At 66.4% G+C, this 25,525-nt stretch carries 18 protein-coding genes; 11 read left to right on the top strand and 7 right to left on the bottom strand.

From position 1 onward, the window contains the following. Positions 1-80: 80 nt before the first annotated feature. Complete coding sequence (locus KLK06_RS33130; protein WP_250906181.1) at positions 81-422, bottom strand: antibiotic biosynthesis monooxygenase; 342 nt, start codon at positions 420-422, stop codon at positions 81-83. A 42-nt stretch (positions 423-464) separates the two neighbouring features. Between KLK06_RS33130 and KLK06_RS33125 the strand changes: the two genes are divergently transcribed. Next, positions 465-887 (top strand): MarR family winged helix-turn-helix transcriptional regulator, encoded by a 423-nt coding sequence (locus tag KLK06_RS33125; protein WP_214638923.1) that lies wholly within the window; start codon positions 465-467, stop codon positions 885-887. Positions 888-1,444: 557 nt separating this feature from the next. Here the strand turns inward: KLK06_RS33125 and KLK06_RS33120 are convergent. Further along, positions 1,445-2,485, bottom strand: a complete 1,041-nt coding sequence (locus KLK06_RS33120; protein WP_214638924.1) for a LacI family DNA-binding transcriptional regulator — start codon at positions 2,483-2,485, stop codon at positions 1,445-1,447. Between the two features lie 124 nt (positions 2,486-2,609). Between KLK06_RS33120 and KLK06_RS33115 the strand changes: the two genes are divergently transcribed. From KLK06_RS33115 to KLK06_RS33085, 7 genes are all read left to right on the top strand, one after another. Then, positions 2,610-3,941 carry an ABC transporter substrate-binding protein gene (locus KLK06_RS33115; RefSeq protein ID WP_214638925.1) on the top strand — a complete coding sequence of 444 codons (1,332 nt, stop codon included), beginning with the start codon at positions 2,610-2,612 and terminating at the stop codon, positions 3,939-3,941. Further along, positions 3,941-4,852, top strand: a complete 912-nt coding sequence (locus KLK06_RS33110) for a carbohydrate ABC transporter permease (RefSeq protein ID WP_214638926.1) — start codon at positions 3,941-3,943, stop codon at positions 4,850-4,852. The genes KLK06_RS33115 and KLK06_RS33110 overlap by 1 nt, the downstream gene beginning before the upstream one ends. After that, a complete protein-coding gene (locus KLK06_RS33105) occupies positions 4,849-5,658 on the top strand; it encodes a carbohydrate ABC transporter permease (RefSeq protein ID WP_214638927.1) in 810 nt (269 codons plus the stop codon). The genes KLK06_RS33110 and KLK06_RS33105 overlap by 4 nt, the downstream gene beginning before the upstream one ends. 3 nt (positions 5,659-5,661) lie before the next feature. Then, positions 5,662-7,785, top strand: a complete 2,124-nt coding sequence (locus KLK06_RS33100; RefSeq protein ID WP_214638928.1) for a family 43 glycosylhydrolase — start codon at positions 5,662-5,664, stop codon at positions 7,783-7,785. A gap of 3 nt (positions 7,786-7,788) precedes the next feature. Further along, a complete protein-coding gene (locus tag KLK06_RS33095) occupies positions 7,789-9,264 on the top strand; it encodes an alpha-N-arabinofuranosidase (RefSeq protein WP_214638929.1) in 1,476 nt (491 codons plus the stop codon). A 259-nt stretch (positions 9,265-9,523) separates the two neighbouring features. Then, the gene (locus KLK06_RS33090) at positions 9,524-11,425 is read left to right on the top strand and encodes a sialidase family protein (RefSeq protein ID WP_214638930.1); all 1,902 of its coding nucleotides are present in this window, start codon (positions 9,524-9,526) and stop codon (positions 11,423-11,425) included. 366 nt (positions 11,426-11,791) lie between these two features. Next, a complete protein-coding gene (locus KLK06_RS33085; RefSeq protein WP_214638931.1) occupies positions 11,792-12,478 on the top strand; it encodes a FadR/GntR family transcriptional regulator in 687 nt (228 codons plus the stop codon). Between the two features lie 670 nt (positions 12,479-13,148). On the opposite strand, the gene KLK06_RS33080 is transcribed toward KLK06_RS33085, so the two are convergent. Continuing rightward, positions 13,149-13,637 (bottom strand): hypothetical protein, encoded by a 489-nt coding sequence (locus tag KLK06_RS33080; protein ID WP_308168504.1) that lies wholly within the window; start codon positions 13,635-13,637, stop codon positions 13,149-13,151. Positions 13,638-13,975: 338 nt separating this feature from the next. On the opposite strand from KLK06_RS33080, the gene KLK06_RS33075 reads away from it, so the two are divergent. Then, entirely contained in the window at positions 13,976-14,218 is a 243-nt protein-coding gene (locus KLK06_RS33075) for a hypothetical protein (RefSeq protein ID WP_214638933.1), read from the top strand. A gap of 224 nt (positions 14,219-14,442) precedes the next feature. On the opposite strand, the gene KLK06_RS33070 is transcribed toward KLK06_RS33075, so the two are convergent. From KLK06_RS33070 to KLK06_RS33060, 3 genes are all read right to left on the bottom strand, one after another. Continuing rightward, positions 14,443-15,042 carry a hypothetical protein gene (locus tag KLK06_RS33070; protein ID WP_214638934.1) on the bottom strand — a complete coding sequence of 200 codons (600 nt, stop codon included), beginning with the start codon at positions 15,040-15,042 and terminating at the stop codon, positions 14,443-14,445. A 182-nt stretch (positions 15,043-15,224) separates the two neighbouring features. Continuing rightward, positions 15,225-15,683 (bottom strand): hypothetical protein, encoded by a 459-nt coding sequence (locus KLK06_RS33065; protein ID WP_214638935.1) that lies wholly within the window; start codon positions 15,681-15,683, stop codon positions 15,225-15,227. A 296-nt stretch (positions 15,684-15,979) separates the two neighbouring features. Next, positions 15,980-17,029, bottom strand: coding sequence for an SH3-like domain-containing protein (locus tag KLK06_RS33060; protein WP_214638936.1), 1,050 nt, complete (start codon positions 17,027-17,029; stop codon positions 15,980-15,982). 165 nt (positions 17,030-17,194) lie between these two features. Between KLK06_RS33060 and KLK06_RS33055 the strand changes: the two genes are divergently transcribed. Both KLK06_RS33055 and KLK06_RS62565 read left to right on the top strand, forming a co-directional pair. Beyond that, a complete protein-coding gene (locus tag KLK06_RS33055) occupies positions 17,195-18,124 on the top strand; it encodes a hypothetical protein (RefSeq protein ID WP_214638937.1) in 930 nt (309 codons plus the stop codon). Positions 18,125-18,871: 747 nt separating this feature from the next. After that, positions 18,872-22,609 carry a WD40 repeat domain-containing protein gene (locus KLK06_RS62565; protein WP_214638938.1) on the top strand — a complete coding sequence of 1,246 codons (3,738 nt, stop codon included), beginning with the start codon at positions 18,872-18,874 and terminating at the stop codon, positions 22,607-22,609. Between the two features lie 567 nt (positions 22,610-23,176). Here the strand turns inward: KLK06_RS62565 and KLK06_RS60350 are convergent. Then, entirely contained in the window at positions 23,177-25,036 is a 1,860-nt protein-coding gene (locus KLK06_RS60350; protein WP_214638939.1) for an ATP-dependent endonuclease, read from the bottom strand. Between the last annotated feature and the right edge of the window lie 489 nt (positions 25,037-25,525).

Below are 25,525 nucleotides of genomic sequence, written 5' to 3'. Positions count from 1 at the left end.
GACCACGGTAGGCCTGGCAGCCCTCAGGAGGCTGTGCACCCCACAGCCTCCAGCCTCACATGAGGCCAACCGCCCGTCCCTTACTGGTGGTGCACCGACTCGACGGTGTACAGGTGCGGGTCGTAGTGGTCGGCGATCGCGGCCGCCTGCCTCATGTGCACCTGGGCCTCCGGGTCGGCCAGCATGGCCTCGAAGTCCGCCGCGCTCCCCCACTGGGCGTAGTTGAGCACCCTGGTGCCGTCGGTGCTGGCGTGGATGTTCGCGGCGACGAATCCCGGCCGATGCCGCATCACCTCTTCGGTGGCGGTGGTCAGGAGCTCGACGAGCTCGCGCTGCCGGCTGCTCTGGACGGTGAAGACGTTGATCAGCGTGGCGACCGGCGCGTTCAGGGTGATGGTCGTGGCCATGGAGTTCCTCCTCATGTCAGGATCCTTACATTCCTCATTATGTGTAAGGTTCCTGTCATGAGTCAACTCGATGAACGCATCGGCTACTTGGTCAAGCAGGTCCAGCAGGCGTTCCGCAGAGCCTGCGAGGAACAACTGCGCAGCGTGGGCTTGTCCATGTCCCAGTACGCGGTGCTCCGAGCGCTGGCCGACGCGCCCGGGGCGCCGGCCGCCGAGCTCGCCCGTCGTACGTTCGTCACTCGCCAGTCATTGCGGGACGTGCTCACCGGGCTGAAGGAGGCCGGGCTGGCCTCCGTCGCCGCACAGCCGTCGGCGGGCCGGGCCCTGCCGGTCACCCTCACCGACTCCGGCCGGCTCATGCTGGACCAGGCGGAAAGGATCGTGATGGAGGTGGAGAGCCGCATGCTCATCACCCTTCCGCCCGGCGACGTACGCCAACTGGCCACCCTCCTCACCACATGCGCCGAGAACCTGGCGTGAGCAGAGGCTCCTCTTCAGTCGCCGGCGGCGGGGAACACAACGAGACGCCCGGCGGGGGGTTTCCCAGCCGAGCGTCTTTCTGGGTCAGGTGTCGAGCTCAGTGGCGGTGACGGCGGCGACGGCGCGCGAGTGCCGCACTATCGCTCGTATCCCCAGACAGCCCAGGAGGCTTAGGGATCGGCGGACGGGTCAGACCGAAGAGGGACAGAATTGACATGGTGCTCTCCTAGGATTCTGGCTTCAGCGGGGACCGATGCTGACCCCGCTCCCGCTACAACACCTCGGGCTCCCCGAACCTGCCCCTCAAGAGGGCTTGTGACCTGGATTTTTACCACCCGGAGCCATGCCGAGTAGCTCCCCTGCCGGGCTTTGCGCCGCGAAAATGTCGTTTTGCCCTTCCGGCGGACATAGCCGTTATGACGCGATCCGCGCCAACGCCCCGCGCCCGCGAAACCCCGGCACCGCACCGTCACGGGCGTCTCTCTTGTGGGAACTTTTACGTTCCTGACTGGAGAGGTGAGCTGGGGCTTGTGTAGTGGTGAATATCGAGGGCTGTTCTAGTTGAGCGTTCGGGAATGCCCCTTTCCCGGCAAATCCGTACTCTCCCGAAATGCCAGTCGATGCGGCACGCACACCTCGTGTGCCTTGTCCGTCCCGCCGCTCAGCCGCTCGGCCAGCAGGTCCACCGCCGACTGCGCGATCAGCGCCTTGTCGGGCGCCACGGTCGACAGTGTGGGCGTGGCGAACCGGCCGTCCTCGATGTCGTCGAACCCCATCACCATCACGTCGCCCGGCACCTCGTACCCCCGCTTGAGCAGCGTCCGCAGGGCGCCCAGGGCGAGCACGTCGTTGAAGCAGAAGACCGCGTCCGGCGCGCCGGAGTCGAGCAGGCGGCTCATGGCCTCGGCGCCGTCGGCGCGCCCCCAGCGTGCGACCGGCGCGACCAGTGACGGATCGGCGGGGACGCCGGCCTCGGCGAGCGCCTGCTGGTAGCCCTTCAGCCGCAGGCGGCCCGTCACGGCGACGGCCGTGCGCTGCACGCCGATGGCGGCGATCCTGCGCCTGCCACGCTCGGCCAGGTGCAGGGTGGCGGCCCGCGCGGCGGCCACGTTGTCGATGCCGACGTGATCGTAGGGCGAGCGGCCCGTCCCGATGCGCTCTCCGAGCAGCACCATCGGCGTGCCCTCGTCGCGCCCGGCCAGGTCCTTGGCCGTGAGCGCGAGCGGGCTGAACAGCAGCCCGTCGATGAGGTGGTCGCGGATCCCGGAGATCACCACGCGTTCCTTGGCCCGGTCGCCCTGGGTCTGGTCGATGAGCACGGTCCAGCCTCGCCGGTCGGCCGCCTCGATGACGTTCGTGGCCAGTTCGGCGAAGTAGGGGTTGTCCAGGTCGGGCACCGCCAGCGCGACCACGCCGGAGCGGCCCGCGCGCAGGCTGCGCGCCGACAGGTTCGGCCGGTAGGAGAGCTCGGCTATCGCCGCCTCCACCCGGGCGCGTGTCTCGTCACTGACATGGGGATAGTCGTTGACCACGTTGGACACGGTCTTGATCGACACCCCGGCCAACTCGGCGACGTCCTTCAACCTCGGCCGCACCATGCCCCCTTCGCCATCGGCACCCTACCTGTTTTACAACGATGTAACGAACTGACGCCAGCCAGTTTACAACGTTGGAACCAACGATGTAGAACGTCCCTAACCTCATGGGCAGGAGTGATCTGGCATGTCCCTCGACAACCTCTCCAGGCGGCGCGCACTGGGCCTGGGCCTCGGCGCGCTGGTCATCGGCGCCGCGGGCTGCGGCGGAGGCGGCGGCGGCCCCAAGCAGGCACAGGCGCCGGCCACCACGGCGGCGGCCACCGAATACACCGGTCCCTCGGTCTCGCTGAAGTTCTGGAACGGCTTCACCGGCGGCGACGGCCCGGTCATGAAGAAGCTGGTGGACCAGTTCAACGCCGAGCACCAGAACATCAAGGTGTCGATGAACGTCTACCAGTGGGCCGACTACTACGCGAAGGTTCCCGCGGCCGTCTCCGCAGGTCAAGGCCCTGACCTCGGCATCATGCACGTCGACAGCGTCGCCACCAACGCCGCACGGCAGGTGGTCCTGCCCCTCGACGACGTGGCCAACGCGCTCAGCCTCACCGAGGCGGACTTCTCCCCGCCGGTCTGGAAGGCCGGCGCCTACAAGGGCGCGCGCTACTCGATCCCGCTCGACGTGCACCCGCTCGGCATGTTCTACAACAAGACGGTCATGAAGCAGGCCGGGCTCGACCCGGAGCAGCCGCCCAAGACCGGCGAGGAGTACATGACGGCGCTGGAGGCGCTGAAGAAGGCGGGCATCCAGGGGCACTGGGCCACGCCGTTCCCGTTCACCGGAAGCATGCAGTTCGGGACGCTGCTCTACCAGAACGGCGGCCAGCTCTTCGCCGACGACGCCGGCGTCTCGCGCTTCGCCGAGGACCCCGGCGTGCATGCCCTGACCTGGCTCGTCGACCTCGTCAACAAGGGCTACAGCCCCAAGAACGTCGGCCAGGACGCCGACTTCATCGCCCTGCAGAACGGCAAGGCCGCGTTCAACTGGAACGGCATCTGGTCCATCAACACGCTCAAGGAGATCAAGAACCTGGAGTGGGGTGTCGCGCCGCTCCCGCAGATCGGGGCGAAGCCGGCGGCGTGGGCGGGCTCGCACCAGTTCGTGGTGTTCAAGCAGCGTACGCCCGACCAGAACAAGCTGACCGCGGCCAAGGTGTTCATCAACTGGATCAGCGGCCACTCGCTGGAGTGGGCCAAGGGCGGCCAGGTGCCGGCCCGCAAGTCGATCCGCGACAGCGCGGAGTTCGCGGCGCTGAAGGAGCAGGCCACGATCGGCACCCAGATCGACTACCTGTACTTCCTGCCGTCGGTGGCGGGCATCGGGGACGCCTCCGCGGTCGTCGACCAGGCGATCAACGCGGCGATCCTGCTCAAGAAGAGCCCCAAGGACGCGCTCACGGAGGCCGCCGCCAAGGCCGACAAGATCCTTGAGGCCAACCGGAAGAAGTACGGCGCCTGATGGTCGCGATCTCGGCGAAGAAGGCGGCGGGGCGGGACGTGCGCGTTCCCCGATCGGGCAAGGCGACGCCGTACCTGTTCCTGGCGCCGTACCTGATCCTGTTCTCCGTGTTCGTGCTGGCCCCGGCCCTGTTCGGGATCTGGGTGAGTCTGCACGACTGGGACTACATGCTCGAGGGCAAGCCGTTCGTCGGCCTGGACAACTACACGGCGCTGTTCGACGACCAGTCGCCCGTCTACGGCGACTTCTGGATGTCGATGCGGGCGACCGGGATCTTCACCGTGTTCAGCGTGCCGTTCCTGGTCGTGCTGCCGCTCGGGGTGGCGTTGCTGCTCAACCGGCCCTTCCGGGGCAGGACGCTGTTCCGGGGGCTGTTCTTCGCGCCGTTCGTGCTGGGCGTGGCGGTGGTGTGCCTGATATGGCGGCTGCTGCTCGACCCGAACCTCGGCCTGGTCGACTGGATACTCGGCACGCCGATCCCCTGGACCACCGCGACGCCGTGGGCCTGGATCGCGCTGGTCGGGGTGACGGTCTGGTGGACGCTCGGGTTCAACGCGGTGATCTACCTGGCCGGGATGCAGGACATCCCGCGCGAGCTGTACGACGCGGCGAAGGTGGACGGCGCGGGGCGGTGGGGCGCGTTCGTCCACGTCACGCTGCCGGGGCTGCGGCCCGTCGCGCTGTTCGTGGTGACGACGACGATCCTGGCCTCGGCGAACATGTTCGGGCAGTCGTACCTGCTGACCCAGGGAGCGCCGGGCGGGGAAACGCGGACCGCGATCATGTACATGCTCCAGCAGGGGCTCAGAGAGTACAAGATGGGCAGCGCCTCGGCCATGAGCTACCTGCTCACGCTGCTGCTGATCCTGGTCAGCGTGGTCAACTTCCGGCTGTTCAGGACCCGGTCATGAAGCGCTACACGGGCCTGCTGGCCCTCGCCGTGCTGTTCGTGGGGCCGCTGGTGTGGGCCCTGGGCGTGTCGTTCAAGACGCAGACCGAGGCCACCCGGGTGCCGCCCACGCTGCTGCCCGCCGAGCCGACGACGTCCGCGTACGGGACGGTCTTCCAGGGCACCACGGACACACCGGTGCTGCGCTGGTTCGCCAACAGTCTCATCGCCGCCACAGGGCACATGCTGCTGGTGCTCGTGGTGTCGTCGCTGGCCGCGTACGCGCTGGCCAGGCTGGAGTTCGGCGGCAAGAAGCTGATGTTCGGGGTGATCGTCGGCACGCTGCTGGTGCCGGGGTTCGTCTTCCTCATCCCGCAGTTCCTGATCGTCGACCAGCTCGGCTGGCTGGACAGCCTGACGGCGCTCATCGTGCCGGGGGCGGCGGGCGCGTTCGGGGTGTTCTTCCTGCGGCAGTTCTTCCTCGGGCTGCCGCGTGAGCTGGACGAGGCCGCGTTCATGGAGGGCGCCAACCACTGGCACATCTTCTGGCGGATCACGCTGCCGCTGTCGCGGCCCGCGCTGGCCACGCTGGCCGTGCTGAGCTTCCTGTCCAACTGGAACGACTTCATCTGGCCGATCTACGTGATCTTCAGTCCCGAGTACTTCACGCTGCCGCCGGGCCTGTCGATCCTGCAGGGCGCGTACACGATCCACTATCCGGTGATCATGGCGGGCGCGGTGCTGGCGAGCATCCCCGTCCTGATCCTCTTCAGTCTGACCCAGCGGTACGTCATCGAAGGCATCTCTCGTAGTGGCTTGAAAGGCTGACCCATGCACTTGGCTGTCATCGCCACGCTGATCCTCTCCCTCTTCACCAATCCGGTGTCCAACTCCTTCTCCGACACCTTCGCCGACCCGTCGGTGATCCGCGGGCAGGACGGCTACTGGTACTCCTACGGCACGTCGGACCCGCTGCGCGAGGGCGAGAAGGTCCTGCACAGGCTGCCGATCGCCCGCTCCAGCGACCTGGTCAACTGGACCTACGTGGGCGACGCGTTCGGGCCGGACAACCTGCCGTCGTACGCGGCGCCGGGCAGTCTGTTCTGGGCACCGGACATCCGTTACCTCGACGGCCGGTACGTCATGTACTTCACCGTCACCGACACCGCCACCACGCCCGCCAACTGGGACTACTCGATCGGCGCCGCCACGGCACCCACGCCGACCGGGCCGTGGACGCACATCGACGCCCCGGTCGTCGCTCCGCGTCCCTCGGGCAACTCGTACTGGAACACGATCGACCCCTCGCAGTTCACCGACGTGGACGGGCGCAAGTACCTGTACTTCGGCGGGTTCTTCGGCGGCCTGTGGGTGACCGAGCTGTCCGCCGACGGGCTGCACGCCACCGGGCAACCGCAGCAGGTCGCGATCGACAACAAGTTCGAGGGCGCGTACGTGGTGCGCCACGACGGCTCCTACTACCTGCTCGGCTCCTCGGCGAACTGCTGCGCCGGGCCGACCACCGGCTACTCGGTGCTGGCCGGGCGCTCGACCAGCCCGCGCGGGCCGTTCGTCGACCGCGAGGGCGTGCCGCTGCTGGCCTCGCGCGCCGGTGGCACCCCTGTCCTGGACCAGAACGGCAACCGCTTCATCGGCACCGGCCACCACGCCCAGCTCACCGACCTTTCCGGTCAGGACTGGATGCTCTACCACGCCATCGATCGAAGCGACCCGTTCCTGGACGAGCCGTACGGGATCAACGAGCGGCCCATGCTGCTGGACCGGCTGGACTGGATCGACGGCTGGCCGGCCGTGCGTGCGGGGGCCGGACCTTCCGAGCAGTCGCGGGAGACGCCGGTGACCCGCGGGGTCGTGGACGATCGGTTCGCGGGCGATCTGTCGGGCTGGCGGAACACAGCCGGCTGGACGGTACAGGAGGGATATGTCCGTGGCCAGGGCACGCTCATCAGCCGCACGTCGCTCGGCGGGGACGTCCGCGTCGAGACCGACCTCAAGACGGACAAGTCCGCCGGGATTCGCATCGACGGCACGACCGCGGTCGTTTCGCGCGACGGGTTGACGCTGACCTCGGGCGGTTCGTCCCGTACGGTGGCGCTGCCCGGAGGGGCCGCGACCTGGCACAACCTGGCCGTCACCGTCAAGGGACGGACGATCACCGCCGAGGTGACCGAAGCGCGGCTCCGTGACCCGCAGGCGAGCGTCACCGTCACGGGCAGCGCGAACGGCCCGATCGGGCTGGTCGCCGACGGGGGCGCCGACTTCGACAACGTCTCCGCCGCCCCGCTGTTCAAGGCCGTCACCAAGGCGGCGCCGACGCCGCGTACGGGCAGGCTGCTGGACGCCGACGAGTTCAACGGAACGCTCGGCTCCCGCTGGGCCTGGGTGCGGCAGGACGCCGCGGCCAAGATCGAGGAGGGCGTGCTGCGCTGGCCCGTCCAGGGCGCCGACCTGGTCGGGGCCGACAACAAGGCGTCGGTGCTGCTGCGCGAGGCCCCCAAGGGCGACTACGTCGTGGAGACCAAGGTCACGCTCGACCTGGGCGAGGACGCCGTCCGCAACTACCAGCAGGCCGGGCTGGTCGCCTACGCCTCCGACGACGACTTCGCCCGCCTGTCCCAGGTCGCCATCTGGAACACCCGCCAGGTCGAGTACGGCCGCGAGCTGACCTTCGCCGGCCGCCTGTCCTACGGCGGAAACATCGTCGGCCCGCCCGCCAAGACCACCTGGCTGCGGCTGGCGCACCACGTGGACCCGGCCAACGGGGAGCACGAGTTCCGCGCCGGATCCAGCCGCGACGGCAAGACCTGGACCTGGGGCGGCGTGTGGACCTTCCCCAAGGACACGGCCGTGCGCATCGGCCTGGTCGCCCACGGAGGGGCCCAGCCGGCCGTCAACGCCGACTTCGACTACGTACGCGTCTACCGAGGAGCCTGACCTGTGCCGCAAGCACACCTGACCCTTGACCCCTCTTTCCGCATCGCCCCCGTCGACCGGCGCCTGTTCGGCTCGTTCGTCGAGCACATGGGCCGGTGCGTCTACACCGGCATCTACGAACCGGGCCACCCGGCGGCGGACGACAACGGCTTCCGCACCGACGTGCTGGAACTGACCCGCGAGATGGGCGTGAGCGTGGTCCGTTACCCGGGAGGCAACTTCGTCTCCGGCTACCGCTGGGAGGACGGCGTCGGCCCCGACCGGCCCTCCCGGCTGGACCTGGCCTGGCGGCAGATCGAGACGAACGCGTTCGGGCTCAACGAGTTCATGACCTGGACCCGGGCCGCCGAGGTGGAGCCGATGATGGCCGTCAACCTCGGCACCCGGGGCCTCCAGGAGGCCTGTGACCTGCTCGAATACACCAACCACCCCTCGGGTACGCAGTGGTCGGACCTGCGGGTCAAACACGGAGTGACCAACCCGTACGGGATCAAGCTCTGGTGTCTCGGCAACGAGATGGACGGACCCTGGCAGATCGGCCACAAGACCGCGCACGAGTACGGACGGCTCGCGAACGAGACCGCCAAGGCCATGCGGCTCGTCGACCCCGACATCGAGCTGGTGCTGTGCGGCAGCTCCAACAGCGGGATGCCGACGTTCGGCGCGTGGGAGGCCACCGTGCTCGAACACGCCTACGACGCGGTCGACTACCTGTCGCTGCACAACTACTACGAGGAGAACGGCGACCTGCCCGGCTTCCTCTGCAGCGCCGTGGACATGGACCGCTACATCTCGGCCATCGTGGCCACGGCCGACCACATCGGGGCGAAGCTCCGGCGCAAGAAGAAGATCAACCTGTCCTTCGACGAGTGGAACGTCTGGAACCAGAGCCGGTTCACCGGACGCGAGCGCTCGCCGTTCCAGGAGGCGCCGGAGCTGATCGAGGACACCTTCAACGCCGCCGACGCCGTGGTGGTGGGGGACTTCCTGATCACGCTGCTGCGGCACGCCGACCGGGTGAGCATCGCCTGCCAGGCGCAGCTCGCCAACATCATCGCGCCGATCAGGACCGAGCCCGGCGGCCCGGCCTGGCGTCAGACGATCTTCCACCCGTTCGCGCTGACGGCCCGGCACGCGCGCGGCACCGTGCTGCGGGTGGAGCCGTCCGGGCCGCTCCTGGAGACCGAACGGTACGGCGAGGCGCCCGCGCTGTCGGCGGTGGCCACCGTCGACGGGTCCCAGGTGGCGCTGTTCGCCGTCAACCGCTCGCCCGACCAGGACCTCGACCTCACCGTCCGGCTCCCGGCGGCGGTCCGGCCGGTGTCGGCCTCGGTGATCGCCGCCGGGGACGACCCGCACCGGGTGGAGGCCCTTCCGCGGCCGCTGACCGTACAGGCTGACGGTGACCGGCTGACGGCGCGGTTGCCCGCCGCCTCGTGGACGATGATTCTTGCGGAGTGCGACCAACTGGAGGCCTGACCGGGCTACGCGAACGCAAGTAGCAGGAGACCCGGGACGCTCTGTCCGAGGCCGCGGTCCAGCTCGCGCTGGGGCGCGGCCTCGACAACGTCCGGGTCGAGGACATAGCGGAGGCGGCGGGTGGCACCGGACACGCTTTTACCAGCCGGGCGACACACTCGCCCCCTGGTGAACATTCTACGTTCACCATCTATTTAACGTAGGACGTTGGACGTAGGATGTCCTCTCGTGATCTTCTCCTGCCAGAAAGGTCGAGGACATGCACGATGGTCATCCTCGCTCCCGGCTCCGCCGGGCGGGCGCCGCAGTGGTGCTTGCGGGCTTACTTGTCAGCGCGTTCGGTGTGCCGGCGAGCGCGGCGCCGGCGGAAACCTTCGAGGCCGGCGCGACCGCCGGCACCGCTCCCTTCGTGGACGAGCAGGTGCTCTACAAACAGGGCGACTTCGGATACGGCTGCTTCCGGATCCCCGCTGTGGTGCGGGCCACGAACGGCATGCTCCTGGCGTTCGCCGAGGGACGGGTGAAGGACTGCGGCGACGACGAGGACATCGACCTGGTGCTGCGGCGTTCCGCCGACGCCGGGCGGACCTGGGGACCACTGCAGGTGATTTCGGAGGGCAACGGCACGACCCACGGCAACCCGGTGCCGATCGTTGACGAACGCACCGGGCGGGTCGTGCTGGTGAGCACCCACAACGGTGGGGAGCCGTGCCCGAACGGCTGTGACCGCGACCCCTGGGTGCAGTTCAGTGACGACCACGGGGCGACCTGGTCGGCCGCCAGGGAGATGACCGAGGGCAAGCGTCCGGAGTGGAACTTCTGGTACGCCACCGGCCCGATGCACGGCATCCAGCTCAAGCTCGGCCCGCACGCCGGCCGGCTGGTCGTCGGGGCGAGTTTCGAAAGCTGGGACCGGGTCGGCAAGCACGTCTACGGCACGCACCTGCTCTACAGCGACGACAGCGGGGTGACCTGGAACATCGGCGCCGAGACCTCCCGCGACGACGGCACGGTCATCGCCCAGGAGGTCACCGTCGTCGAGCTGACCGACGGGCGGATCTACGCCTCGGCCCGCGAACGCGGCACCGACGAGGGCAGCCGGGCGTACGCGACCAGCAGCGACAGCGGCGAGACGTGGGACGCCCCGTTCCGCACCGTGCCGGCGCTGGCGACGACCGACATCCAGGCGTCGCTGCTCCGGTTCAGCGACGGGCGCATCCTCTTCTCCTCGCCGATGCACCCGGGCGCCCGGGAAGCGATGGGGATCCGGTCGTCCTACGACGAGGCGCGCCGCTTCGAGACCTGGGACGAGGGCAAGATCTTCTCCTGGGGGCCGTCGGCGTACTCGGACATGGTGCGTCTGGACGGCGACGAAGCGGCCCTGATGTACGAGGCCGGCAACATCACGCCGTACGAGCAGATCCGGTTCGCGCGGTTCAACGAGGCGTACTTGGAGACGCCGAACGGCACCCCGCCCGGCATCCCCGGTCCCCCGGCGCCCGGCCCGACGACGCCGGACAAGTCGCCCTACCGCAACCAGGCGTATGTCCGCGGTGATGCGCAGACCACCGACGGGCGGTTCGGCGACGGGCTGGCCCTGGACCGGGTGGACGACCGGGTGGAGGTGGCGTTCAACGACTCCATCGACCTCGGCGCGAAGGACTTCACGCTGACCTCCTGGATCCGCTACTCGGAGCAGGTCGGCGCGCACACGATCCTCTGGTTCCACCGGGTGAACCGGGGCACCAACCCGCCGGCGCTGTGGCTGCGGGCCGAGCCGGCCAGCAACCGCATCCGGGCGGTCCTCTCCATCGACCGGTTCAACGTGACCGTACAGTCGCCGAGCGCGTACAACGACGGGCAGTGGCACTTCGTGGTGCTCCAGCGGGTGCGTGGCGAGCTCCGGCTCCTGGTGGACGGCGTGCAGGTCTCGTCGGCGGCGGCGCCGGCCGGTTCGGTGACCCTCGGCAAGGAGTTCGGGCTCGCGGGAATCCACGTCGGACAGCGGTTGGACGGTGTGGACCGCTTCCGTGGGACGCTGGACGAGGTACGCGTCTACCGGCGCGCCGTGACCGACCCCGAGCTGGACCTGATCCGACAGTGGAACCTCCCGATCGGCGGCCGGCTTGGGTTGCGGCTGCCGTTCGATCACGTCGGCTAAGGCGACACGAGCCGCTTGGCGATGGCGCTCTCGGGCCCCGGGGCGTCATCGCCGCGCCTATCTGCTGCCTGCCATGGATCACCGGGCAGCGAAGGACGTCCTACGTCCTGTGGATGCCCTGCTACGCACCGGGGAAGAGCTCGGGCAACTGTGCCCGGGCCAGGAAGCGCATCACCTCGCCGCGTTGACCGCGGTCATACTCGTGCAGCCAAGCGCCCCCGTATGTCCCAGACCTGTGCGCGAACTGGCCATGGCCGTCCGACGGACAATCTGTGTCGTCGGCGTAAACTTTCTCGCCCTCGCTGGCCTTCCGGGACGTAGAGGTGGGATGTTTGACGTCAGGTCTTCGACGAGCTTGGGGGTGACATGCCTACACGTGACGGCGCGTCGCTTCAGGAGCGCATCGTCGCCCTGATTCACGAGCGCGGACTGGCCCCCGAGTCACCGATGCCGACCGAAGTGCAATTGATGGAGCTGCTCGGAACAAGCCGCAACAGCGTCCGCGAGGCCGTGCGGGCCCTGCAGGCGTTGGGCATCGTCGAGATCCGGCACGGTCATGGGACGTTCGTCGGGCACGCGTCGCTCGAAGCGCTGACCCCGTCGTTCGCCTTCCGGGTGCGTTCGGGGGCGGGCGGGATCCGCGCGCTGAACGATCTGGTCGAGGTCCGCGAGCTGCTCGAGACCGGGCTGATCGGCCAGGTGGCTCAGAGCACCAGCGCCCCTCGGCTCGCCGCGTTGGAGGCCCTGGCCAATGGCATGGATCGGGACCGGGAAGCCGATCGGGCGTTCCACGCGCTGCTGTACGACTCGTGCGGCAACGAACTGGTGCTGCAGCTGATCGGCCTGTTCTGGGACGTCTACCACGAGGTTGAGCCGACGCTCGGCCCGCCGGAGGAGCGGACCGCTGAGATCGCCGTCAACCACCGCCGGATCGTGGCGGCGCTTCGCGCTCGGGACCCCGAGGCCGCCCGGGAGGCGATGCGGCTGCACTTCCGCGACGTCAAGGCGCGCATCGCGCGAGCGGAGGCCCGGCCGGAACCCGCGCGGACCTGACCTCGGTCACACCAGACCGACGGCAGCGAGGTGGTCTGCTCGGGTCCGCAGTACCGAAGGTTGGGGGCAGGGCACGCGGCGCCAAGCCGCCCGAGGCCAGACGCCACTCAACGCACAGTCCAGCGCAACCGGGTCACCGTCATCGCGGTGCCCGTGTCCCGCTCGAAAAACCGGTTTCGCCCGTAATCCGTGGGCCGTGGGTTCAAGTCTCACCCGCCCTACCACGCCGACCTGCGGTTTTACGCGTACCTGTAGTCGTGTCATCTGATCGTGAGTCATGGTGAGCCACATGTGAGCCACGCCCCCGCCCGCATCTTACCGATCTCCGGTTGCTCGCGCGTACCGCCTTGAGCACCAGCCGGGCCGTCGCCCGGGCGCTGTCGTAATACAGCTGCGGCAGCACCGACACATAGGTGTCGGCGGTCAGCACGATGCTGGCATGCCCCAGCGTGCCCTGCACCACCTTCAACTCCGTCCCCGACGCCAGCGCTATCGTGGCTGCTCCATGGCGCAAATCGAGCAGCCGGATCGGCGGCAGCGCGCTATCGGCGACCAGCCTGTGGGACCGGTGGGTGAGATAGCTCGGCTGCACCGCCGCCCCGTTCCCGAGGGTGAAGACCGGACGGATCGGCGACCACCGCTCCCCCAGCAGCCGACGCTGCGCACGCTCCTACCGACGCAACAGCCGCACGCTCTCCGGATCGAGCGCCACAGTCCGCCGGCTGGCCGTACTCTTCGGCTCACACAAGACCAGCCCATCGTCGGTATGCACCAGCTGATGCGCCACAGTGGACTCACGCCGCTCCAGATCGACGTCCACCCAGCGCAGCCCGGCCACCTCGCCGTACCGGTTCCGCCGCCGCCCTAGCGCGACGAACATGCGCGTCACATCCCGCCGAGACAACTCCGTCAGCTTGATCCGGCCCAGGTACGGCACCAGGTACAGCCCCACGTGATCCCGATAGGCCCGGTGCGTGGTCGGCCGCAACCGCGGCTCCACCACCGACAACCAATACCGCAGCCACTGCCCGGCCGTGCACCCAGCGGAGAGCGGCCCATCCGCCTCCGCCGCCAGCAACTCACGCCCCGCAGATCTCGCCGCCGCAGCACTCGCGAACCCACCACGCCGAACCCGCTCCCATCGACCCGACGCTCCCACGGCTTGGACAGCGAAATACCAGCTCCCATGCCCACTTCAGCCAACTGACCACAGCGACCGCCCAGCCGCCTACCGCTCATCTCGTCGCTACACCCACACCGCCTTATAGACCACGCAGTGCTCGCGCCCGTTCTCCACCGTCACCGCGCCTCCCGTGTCCTCTGACAGAACAACGTCGGAGCCGGGGAACAGCGGAGCCACGCAAAGCCAACACCCAGGTAAACAGACCGACCGAGGGATCGTGAATGGCGTGGATGGATAAAGCCTTCTACCATCGGGATGCCACCGCACGGTCCGCTCGGCACCCGTCCGAGTTGGTTGGAGACCCTGAAGTCAGCATGATCGTGTTGGCGGAAGGGAGATTCATACGCGATGCCAACCCCAGGAAGTACGCTGGCGAGCTCCGCGCGCACGGAGTGCGCATACCCCTCAGCGGGGTCGGTGAGGTTCAGGCTGGAGGCGTGAGACCCACGATCACCGTCGCTGGTAAGGCGGTGAACGGCACCGACGAGCAGGCGTACGCGAACGCATCGGGGTACTTCGCTAAACCGGGCCAGCTCCACTTTGACCTGCACGAATGAATATTCGACACCTGCAGGGTCGGCCCGGTCGTGGGATGAACCGCCTTTACTCTTGCCCGCCGTGCTCGACGAGAGGTGTGGAGCCCACGAGGCAACCGGCCACGTCCACGGCCGCATACTTGATCAGCTCGATCAAAGAGTTCATGACCAAGTTCTTCGAACGGGCATCCACCCGCATCAACGGGACGCGTGAATCCAGGTCCAGCGCAACCCGGATTTCGTCGTCATCGAACTGAGGGCGTTCGTCTCGGTCGTTGATGACCACGACGAACGGCACTCCCCGCTGCTCGAAGTAGGGCGGGGAAGCAGTCCGCCAAATGGCGAGTGTCCGCCAGCACCATCGCGCCGCCAGCCCCCTGCACCGCATCGTCCCATACAAACAAGAACCGGCTCGGATCCGGTAGCGCGAGAAGATTAAGGGTCAACCCAGTGTGGAGGTTCACTTGGCCGCGGTCCATCGGCACCTGGGCGGCTGCTGAAGGCCGCGGTTCTTCGTTTTCGCGAACGTCGGGAGGCGTGATACGGCTGTTCCGGGAAACCGACGTCGACACGTTGCTGATGAACGTCGACTTACCGACCCCTAGCCCTCCTGCCACCAGAACCTTCAGCGCCGTGGCGGGCGCCGGCTTCGCCCTCAGCCTCTGGAGCGCCTGTTTCCTGAGCGCGAACACGATGGCGTCGTCGATGCTGAGATCGTCGGCAAGCCGATGATCGCCGGTCAGCAGAAGGAGGATCGCCTGCGTCTCCTCCAGGGTCAGCGTCTCAAAGGCGTTCGCGGAGGAGAATTCGGCCGTCCCCGCTACCTGAGCGCCAAGCTGATGCAACGCCTGCAGAAGCGCCTTGGCGGCGGGTGCGGCTTCCGGGGCACCGCACTGCTAGCGCGTTGCGGAACTCGGCAATCCTGCGGCCGACTTCGGCGTGCGCAGGTGACGTACCGCGCCGCAGACTGTAGGCGCCCGAGGCGCCAAGCGAAGAGCGCTCAAGCAATTCATCGAACCAGGCGTCGTCAGAACTCTTCGTCATCAGAGCCTCCTTTCCGATGCTTATACCTGCTCCGCCAGCGGTAAATCACGCCCTCGACGGCGCGTACGGAAGGCTCTTGGAGTAACTCGGCAATCTTGTCCTGGGTATAACCGTCGATCATCAGGGCGATGATCGCCCGGGTACGCTCATCAGTCCGCCGCAGGTCCTCCCATACGCGGGCGTTGCCTACGACGATCGCCTCAGGGCCGACAAGGGGACGATCGTCCGGCTCTACGGTACGCGCCTCATAAAGGTGTGCCTGTGTCCAGCGCTTACAGGAGGCGCGGTACTTGCGATATTCGTTGGGGAAGACACGCAGGCATGCTCCCATGAAATAGGTCGTCAAGCTCGCGCCGCCCTCGTGGCGCCAGGCGCCACCGAGCAGAGCGCGCTCGTGAAAATGCTGAAGGGCCACCGCCGGTTTGCCAGCAAGCTGAGACATTCTTATCCGCACTCGACTTCGGATCACGGGCCCACGAGCCGAGGCGAAACCTTCTCATGTTGTAAGAACCGAGGAACCGGAGTCCATCTGCCGACGAGCCAGCGGAGGCTGACCATGATCCGGGGCACGGTGCCTGCCCGAATCCTGCAGGCACCGAGCGCGCCCACCGTGGTGTTAGGCGGGGCAATAGCGTGTGGGTAGCCGATCGCGGTGCTGTACACACCTGAGCTGGTCCCTAACGCCGCGATCCCGCCCAGACTCGTGCAGTCAGGACGGGATCCGGTAAGCCCGCAAGCTTAGGCAGGATTGAGTGCGTTGCGACGCATCCAACCTGCGCCGCCGGTTCCGAGGGTGACCTGGACGTAGGTTTCGTTCTCGGTGGTGTTGCGAACCGTGGTGCAGGATTGGCCGACAATGTCCCCGGCGTGCTTAGTCTTGATCGGGGTGGTGCGAGCGGGGGTGGGGTAGACCCCCGCCGTAGGCCAGGTCACCTTCCAATGGCAGACCTGCCCGGTCGGCGGCGTCGAGGCAGTCGGCGTTGCGGAGACATGGGCGGCGTCCTTCTCGGCTGTCGTCTGAGGGGTGTTCCTGTCAGGCAGGGCACGCGTCTCGACATAGCCCCACAGGTTGAGGGCGGCGACCCTTACCTTGGTCCAGTGGCCATCCTTACGCACATCGTCCGTACGGTCGACGTGCCAGCCCTTGGGAACGTTTCCGATGACGAAGTTGGCATTGTCGCGCAGGGTGGCATTCTCGTCGGTGACAATCCCGTGTCGGGTGATCTTCACTGCGCGGGGGGCTTGATCGACGGCGCGCCACTCCATACGCCTACTGCGGCCCTGCCCAATTCTGTTCGGGACCGGGACACCGGCGGGATACCAGGTGGCCGGTTTCTTTGAGTCCTTGTATACCGTGGCGGCCTGGCGGATCGAGGTCCCCAGACAGGTGTGGCCCTCACGGCGATCGGTGAAGCCCCAATGCGGGTAGCCGTCCCCGCCGACCGAGACCACCGCCCAATCTGCGTCTGCGTTATAGCGCCACTTGATCGTGGTGATCTTGCCCGGGCGCGGAGTGAGAATCCAGGACTTGTTGCCGGTCTTCGCCCGTGAGGGATGGTTGTAGAAGATCGTGCAGGCCTTGGTGATTCGATACTTCAACTGCAACACCCTGACGGTCTCGGGCTCGCTCTTGCGCGCCTGCTCCGGAGTCAACGGGCGAGCGGCCGAAGTTGGCCAGCCCGCGTTGGCTACAGCTGGTTCGCCGGCCACGCCGCCCAGCAGGGTTGCCGAGACCGCGATACCCACCGCGAGGGAAGCGACCCCGCGCGGGCGGGAGAAATAAGTCATCGAGAACTCCGTTCCATTTCTCGGGTTTTCGTCTCCCAGGAGACGTCGATCGGTAAGGATTCAACCCTGGCCGCCTTTGCCGCCCAACCCGCAGTGGGACAGCGGAATCAATTGGGACGAAGCACCGCTGTGACATGCGGTTTTGCGACGATGAGACGGGATGGGATGACCACTGTGGGACACGGTTCCGAAGCGAAACCAATTCGGTTGATCTCCCCTGAGCGCCGACGGCTCATGGAAATGATCAAAACTCTCGCACGGCTCACGGGAAAACCCAGCATCGAAGCTCAAGCCAGCGCACTTGGTATCTCAAGGAGCACACTGCACCGGTGGATCAATGGAGATCTTCCGCAGGAGTCTAACTACGGCGACTTGCTCAAGAACGCGCGCCTGTCCACCACCGAGCAGCAGGCGTACTGGAAAGTGTTCAAAGCTGCAGCCGCAAGTCCTGCGATTACCCTGCTCGCCGAGCCGGACAGCGCCATTGTCCAGGCTCCACCTGCTCCCGACCTGAATCACCATGCGGTGAGCAGCACCCCTTTGGAAGAGCAGCCACTCATGAAAACCGCGCTCCCCAATCCGGAACCGCTCCCTTGCGGCGCATCCCCGGCACAGCCATTTTCCCTGCACGGCTACTCTCATCCGATGCCCGGTCCACCCACCCCTGCCCCTACAGCCCAGCCCGCACCACCGCGACGACGACGCATGGTCGTCGTCGTCGCGGTGGCAAGCGTAGCTGGGGCTATGGTCGTGGCCGCTTGCATCAGACTCGTCTACGACGGCTTTCCAGGCACGGCTCACTTGTCCTCACCACCCGTTGCCTCGTCGCTTCCGTCCCTCGGTCGTGCGCCGGATAGCGTCGAGCCCACACCGGACGCCGATCATTGCGACCGTTACCAGGTGACCGCTCGTGACATGTCCTTGCGCAATCAAGATAACGTCCGTACCGGGGACGTTCTCAAGACCGGCGAGATCGCCACAGTGACGCGACGCGGCACACCCACTGGACGCACCCAGCTTTGGTACGTCATCACCGACCGAGACCACCAGGGCTGGGTCTACGCCGACCACCGCTACTGGTCGCCCCACTGCTGAACCTTGACGTGTCTACAGAACCGGGCGACTTCACATAGCTGCTGGTTTCCGGGTTGCGGAAGCCGCACGCGTCACGGACAACGGTATTGATCAAGCGGCTGTGCTGAAGCTTCCGGGATCCTGGATAAGCAGCCGATCCCCAGTTCGATCTGCATGGTCCGACGTTGAATAGCTGGCGCACCGCTCGAACAAGACGAGGACTCGGTAGATCTGTAACTCGTCCCACAGCTCAGACTTGGGCGGACTTGGAGGTCAACCGCCGTTCTTTCTCTCGCTCAGCTTCGACCTGACCAGCCGATATATCTAAAGAGTAGTAAAGCCCTCATTCTGGACCGTCGATCAGATCCCAGCGCCATGATGTGGGCATGGGGTGGAGACTTGTCATCTGGGGCGCGATTGTTCTCGGGACGGCCGTGGCAGTAGCGCTTGGGATATACCTCGTCACGGCGGGCCCGGCCCAGGCGATCGGCCCCGCCAGCTTGGTCGCGGCGTTTTGTGAGCTGGGCGCCCTGATGCTCGGCATCGTTGGATGGGCGGGTCAGCAGCGGGCGGCCAGCCCTCGGGATGACGGTGTGAAGCAGCTGAAGGTTCCGCCCAGAAGCGCTCCCGAGGTACGGCAAACACACCATGGTCAGACGTACACGGTCTACGCTCCGGGGAGCCAAGGGACGCAGATCGGCAACGGCAACGTCCAGGAGAACCATTTCCCAGGCCCTCCCCCCGGACGTGGGGGCCGCGAGGCGTCGAGTGGACAATGACGAGGACGCGACACCAGGAGGCGACCGCTACAACGTCGTCGCGCCCGGAGCGCAGGGGCTTCAGGTCGGGACGGGCAACGTCCAATACGTCTTCGTCTACCAGAACAGGCTGACCTGGAGCGACAAGGTCGCGCCCCCGCCCTTGATGAATATGTCAGGCGAGGTGGACTCGCCGTACCGAGGGTTGGCCGCGTTCGAGGAGGTGGACGCGCCTTTCTTCTTCGGACGGGACAAGGCGATCGCGCACATGCTGGAGCGGATGTCGCGAATGCCGGATCATTCGGGGATCCTGGTGGTCTCCGGGGTGTCGGGGGCAGGCAAATCGTCGCTTTTGCGAGCTGGGGTGTTGCCTCGTATTCGAGGTATGGGCCTGGAGGGCGCGCGAGAAGCTGCGGACTGGCCATGCGTGGTGTTCACGCCGACCGGTTCACCGCTGGACAAATTGGCCGTGGGCGTGGCACTGCGGGCTGGCGTCGACGCCGGTGCGGTGCGGCGAGCGCTGGACGACGATCCGGCGGGCTTCGCACTCACGGCCTCCCAAGCGGCGGCCTCGTATGGGGACGGGGCGCGGCTTCTGCTCATCGTCGACCAGTTCGAGCAGGTCTTCACGCAGTGCGATGAGTGGCAGCGACGCGCGTTCGTCACCGCTCTGCATGCCGCCACCATGCAGGCAAAGGTGCCGCGAGCGTTGGCGGTGCTCTTGGTGCGCGCCGATTTCGAGGCGCGCCTGGCCGACATGCCCGAGCTTGAGGAAGCGGTGCAAGACCGGTATCTGGTGACATCGATGACACGACGGCAGCTGCAGCTGGCCATCACCGAACCGGCCAAGAAGGCACGAGCGCAGGTCGAGCCTGAATTGGTGGAGGAACTGCTGCGGAACGCCGACTCCCACGTCGTTCAACCCGCCGGTCCGCTGTCCACGGCTGTGTCCGGCGCGGGGGTGCTTCCGCTGTTCTCCCACGCCCTGGACCAGGCGTGGCGGGGACGCGCCGACGAGGAAGCGCTGACGCTGGCCGATTACGAGCGTACGGGAGGCATCGAAGGCGCGGTCGAGGCGAGTGCGCAGCGGGCGTACGACGGCTTGTCCTTGTCCCAGCAAGCCACCGCCCGGCGGATCTTCATGCGCTTGACGGCGACCAGCAGCGATGGCATGGACACGGCCGCCCGGGTGACGCGGAGCGCTCTCACGGCAGGGATGAGCGCAGGCGAGGAGGCGGATACGGAAAGAGTGCTGGAGGCGTTCACGGGCGAGCGGCTGATCATGCTTGCGGCGGACACGGTGGAGATCAGCCACGAGGTGCTCCTCACCGCCTGGCCGCTGCTGCGCGATACCTGGCTCGCCGAAACCCACGCCGACCGAATCGTCCGTACTCGCCTAGCCGCCAGCGCTGGGGAATGGGCTGAACACGGGAAAGACATCTCCTACCTCTATGGTGGAAGTCTCCTGGAGACCGCCGGCGCCGCGGCTCACCGCGTCACCTCCGATCCCGCCCGTCACGCACCGCTGAACGAGGTGGAACGCGCGTTCCTAGAGGCCAGCAGCGCCGCGCAGGACAGACGTACGCGAGCTCGGCGCCGACGCAACACCCTGTTGATGGCCCTATGCGCCGGGCTGGCCGCGGCGTCCATGGCCGCCGTGATTGCCAATTTCAACGCGACGAGCCAGCACACGATGGCGTTGTCCCGACAGTTTGGGGCGCAGAGCGAGGCCGCCGCGGATGGTGACCCGATCGCGTCGGCTCGCCTGGCCGCCGCAGCCTGGCACACCGGCGACACCTCGGAGGCCCGCCACAGTTTGCTCGCCGTATTGCGCTCTCCCTACCGGAGCAGCCTCACAGCTCACACGGGTCCTATCTACGGAGTGGCGTTCAACAAAGATGGCGTCTTGGCCGCTGCTGGCGCCGACGGAACCGTCCGGCTGTGGGATGCGGCTCACCACCGCCTGCTCGGCACTCTCGTGGGACATCAAGGGATCGTGTTTCGCGTGGCGTTCAGTTCCGACGGTGGCACTCTGGCCAGCACCGGTCGGGATGGCACTGTGCGTCTGTGGGACGTGGCGTCCCGTACGCAGATCGGGAAGCCCTTAACGGGGCACGAGGAGACGGTCTACGGAGTGGCGTTCAGCCCGGACGGCGAGACCTTGGCCACCGGCGGGTACGACAGGACCGTGCGGCTGTGGAGCGTGAACAGCCATCGCCTGTTCCACACCCTTAAAGGACATACCGGGACAGTCGTCGGTGTGGCCTTCAGCCCTGACGGGAAGACCCTGGCGAGCACCAGCAACGACGGGACGGTGCGGCTATGGACAACGAGTACCGGCTGGCCGCTGCGGACACTTCGAGGCCACAAGGGCGCTGTCAACCCGGTGGCCTTTAACCGCGATGGCACCCTGCTCACCGGCGGATGGGATCACTTGGCGCGCGCATGGGACGTGCGGACGGGCGAGCAATTGGGCGTGCCCTTCACCGCGCACACCAACACGGTCTATGGCCTTGAGCCGAGCCCGGACGGCACGCTGCTGGCGACGGCCGGAATCGACAACACGGTGTGGATATGGGATATGCGGACGCATCGCCCGCTCCGTGCCCTTCCTGGGCACAAGGGCCCGGTCTACGGCGTGGCGTTCAGCCCAGACGGAGCCATTCTCGCCACGACAGGCGACGACGCCACCGTGCGGTTGTGGGACATGACGATTGACCGTCCTATTCGCACTCTCACCGGTCATTCCGGCGTGGTCAGCTCCGTGGCGTTCCGTAAGGACAGCACAATGATGGCCTCTGGCAGCGACGATGACACGGTCCGGGTCTGGGACACGGCGACCTACCGGCAACTCGATGCCATCACCGACCACGCCGCCGACGTCAGGGGCGTGGTGTTCGCCCCACACGACGGGCGAATCATGGCGACGGGAAGCTGGGATCGTACAGTGCGACTGTGGGACGCGGCCACGCGCCGTCCGCTGGGGCCACCTCTGTCAGGCCATACGGGGAAGATCAACTCAGTGGCGCTGAGCTCTGACGGGACGGTCCTGGCCAGCGCCTCAGACGACAAGACCGTCCGCCTGTGGGACGTGCAGACTGGTCGCACGCTCGCCGTGCTCGAAGGCCACACTGCCGAGGTTAAGCAGGTCGCGTTCAGTCCAGACGGCAAAACGCTCGTCTCTGGAAGCTGGGACTGGACGGTCCGACTGTGGGATGTGGCCACGCACCGGCAGGTGGGCGACGCCCTTACCGATCATCATGGCTATGTCAACTCGGTGGCGTTCAGCCCCGATGGCACACTGCTGGCCAGCGCCTCCGACGACCAGACGGTCCGCCTCTGGGACACCGCGACTCGTCGCGCCCTGGGGGCTCCCCTCGCCGGGCACAGTGGTCCCGTTACCCAGGTGGCGTTCAGTGCGGATGGCAGGCTGCTCGCCAGTGCCAGCCAGGACACGACGCTGCGGCTATGGGATGTGGGAACACGCAGAGCGATCGGACAGCCGCTACGCGGGCATACGGACGTGGTTTACACGGTGGCCTTCAGTTCGGACGGCAAGACCTTGGCAAGCGGCTCGAAGGATCAGACGGTGCGGCTGTGGAACGTTGCATTGCCTGAGGATGACCACATCCTCGCCAGCGTGTGCCCCATCGCCGACGGCTCCCTCACTCCAGAGCAATGGGAGTCCTACGCCCCCGAAGAGGACTACCGTCAAGCCTGCCCGCCCAGGCCGATCCGGTCACCATGATCGCGGAATACGTGGCAGCACCTGCACGGTCAGCGAGAAGCATGGTGACGGCAGTGGGTTCCGAAAACGTGACCGGTTCGCGACCCAACATCCTTCGGCGCCTCGGCGGATCGTCGCTGCATTGGTCCCCCGTCTGCACGGTCATGTCGACCGTACACGCAGTCTCTGAGCAGTTCGGCCTCTTCACAGGCTGGTGCGCCCGCCCAACGTGAACACGCCTTTTGGACTCCCACCCTTCACTTGAGCGGCCGCTCGGTACGCACTTTGCTCCCTAAGGTTTGCCTGTCGAGCCTGTGGTGAATCAGAAGAATTGTCGGGGCTCTCCGACAGAATCAGCATAGAGAGGAGAGGCGATGTCTCAGGATGTCCATGGCTCTGACCAGCACATACCTGCGCCCAACGGATGTCGGTGGTGTGGCGTCGAAGAGCGAAACCATTTTCAGCGTTGGAAACCTCCAGTGGGCTGGCATCAATGGGAGGCACCGACGTCAGAGCAGCGCAAGGAACGCATGCGCGCCCGCCGGCAACGCAATCAAGAAACCGGCGGACAAGCCCGTCTGACAGAGTTCAGGCCGCTCGTTGCCTGAGCTCGGCGAACATCTCCCGGAGTTGAGTCGGCACCTCGGAGGGTTGCGTCAGGGCCAATGCCAGCTGAAACATCATCTCGGGCTTGCCGCCTGGCCCCTGCTCACTCTGCTCGTGGAGCATGCTCTGCACCCTCGAACTGAATTTTCCACCACCCCGGAGCGCCTTGAAGTCTTCCGCGCTCCATAGAGAATCGTTTCTGGGCCACACCTTGTTGGCCACCACGGCCCACATATCGTCGCCGAACAGCTCTTCGAACTCATTGAAGCCTTCTGGCTCACCGATCATCTTTACGATCTCGCGGGTCTTTTCACCGAATGTGCGCCGCAACCGCTCTTCCTTGAACATGCCCTTGCCCGCGTTTCGGCTGTCAGCGTCGACCGCGACCACGACGGTACGACCGTGCTCGAACAGGTAGCGAGCGAGATGTAGCGCGCCTTCGTTGTTACAGCAGGCCCAAAGAGCTATGCCAGCCGATTGGAGAGACATCCCCTCGGACAACCGGAACAACAACGGAAACGCGCGCTGCTCCGACGGCCCCTCCACCGCAAGAAAACAGCGCTCATGCAGCAAGACAGAATTGCGAAGCCCCAAGGCGGCGGCAAGCTGTTGCAGGTGCAGGTCGATACTGTCGTGATCCTCCGCGCCGAGCCGCTCCATCACGGTACGGCCCTCGTAGAGTTTCAGGTTGACCACGTCGGAGATATCGACACCATCGATGAGGTTCATCGAGTGTGTGGCGACGATGACGCTTACGTGCGAGATGGCCGACTGCTCGCGGATGAGCTGCATGATCTTGCGCTGGTGACTGTAGTCAAGGTGCGTGTCCGGCTCATCGTAGACAATGATCGTCTGGCACCGAGTCGGCTGCAACGCGTCACCTTCCTCCAGCGGAGCCTCGGGCTCCACGTCCTCCTCGGAAGAGAGAAGTCGGCTCGTCCATTCCCAGATGGCCAGCCCGATGCGCCGCGTGCTGCCTTGACCGGACTGGTCCAGCCCGACGTGCTCCCCCGAAGTCCGAGCGAGCCGCAAGCGAGCTCCACGAAATGCCTGTGTGAAGGAGATCTCAGGCTCAACGAACACGTCGGCGAAGTCCGGGCAACGACTTCGAATGTGATCGCACAGAGACTTGGCGTCCGCGCGAAGCCGCTCCTTGACATCGGCTTCGATTGTCTGCAATCGCTCCTGCAGGACTTCATCGGCCATATGCGCCTGGAAGCGGCCATGCAGGACCGACCTCATAGAGTCTTCGATCGCTGACGCGCGACCGCCGAACGCCAGCACCTGAGGCAGTCGCCCGGCGAGGCTGGCCGGGGCAGCGACCCATCCGGGAGGCCCAGAGCGTTCGGATGCGTATGCCCGAAGAAGGTCCTCGATCTCGGCCCTTCGCTGAGGAACAGGGGAAATCCCCAACTCCTTCGCCAGCTCCTTGAGTTCCGGCACCCGATACATGGACAAGTCGCGCAGTCGATCGTCATCCGGGATCGGCAGCCAGCACTCAAGGGAGTCGACCAGATCTTCTCCAGCACAACGCCTGATTCGGAGCTGAGGTGGGAGGCGGAATGTATCCTGCTCCCATTCGTCAAGCGTAAAGACGCCCTCCACCACGCTCAGTTCGTACCGACGCGAGGCCTCGCCTTGGGTGTCCACGCCACCAGTCGGCATGTACGTACGGTCATCCCCGTCCAGGCTGTAACTACCGACGAGGAATTGCAGAGAGGCGAGCACGGCACTCTTGCCACCGTCGTTATGCCCCGCGAGGATCGTTGGCCTGCTAACGGGAATGTCAGTCACGTTCACGAGCGAGCGGAAACCGCTGACCGAGAAGCTGCTGAGATACACGGTGCTCGGACGCTCCGTTCATTCAAGCGAGGGCCCGGGCACAGACCCTCAAGAAGTTCCGGCCCCTTAGCAACACTAGCCGCCAAGAGGCTCATGAGTCTCATAGAGCATCGTAGAACCCCTCCGCTGCCCCCTAGGCCAAGTTCCCCTCCAGTCAGACCCCAAGAGCCTCACTGTCAAGGATCCGACGCTTCTGATCAGGCGAAACTCCTATGGCATGCTGGCCGACACTTCACTTGCTTCGCCTCCCAGTCAGGTTCTCGATAGGCATCATCACGCCTGGCAGGTCAATCTCAACGAGGCGATACCGGGCGACACTGCGCAAACCCTACAGGCGTCGCCCAAGATGGCGCATAACCTGCTAAGGCTGGTTTGGCACCGCCCGGCCTGCTCTCACCCAATCGAGTTTTGGCTTTGACTGTAAAATTACGGAGAATAGATATCGGGAACGCCCTCCTCAGGAGAGTGTCCAGTAAATGGCTCTGGCCC

This window comes from Nonomuraea sp. NEAU-A123 (assembly GCF_018603905.1).
Classification (GTDB): domain Bacteria; phylum Actinomycetota; class Actinomycetes; order Streptosporangiales; family Streptosporangiaceae; genus Nonomuraea.
Note: the sequence above shows the minus strand (reverse complement) of the source record. Positions and strands in the feature narration are given on the sequence as shown.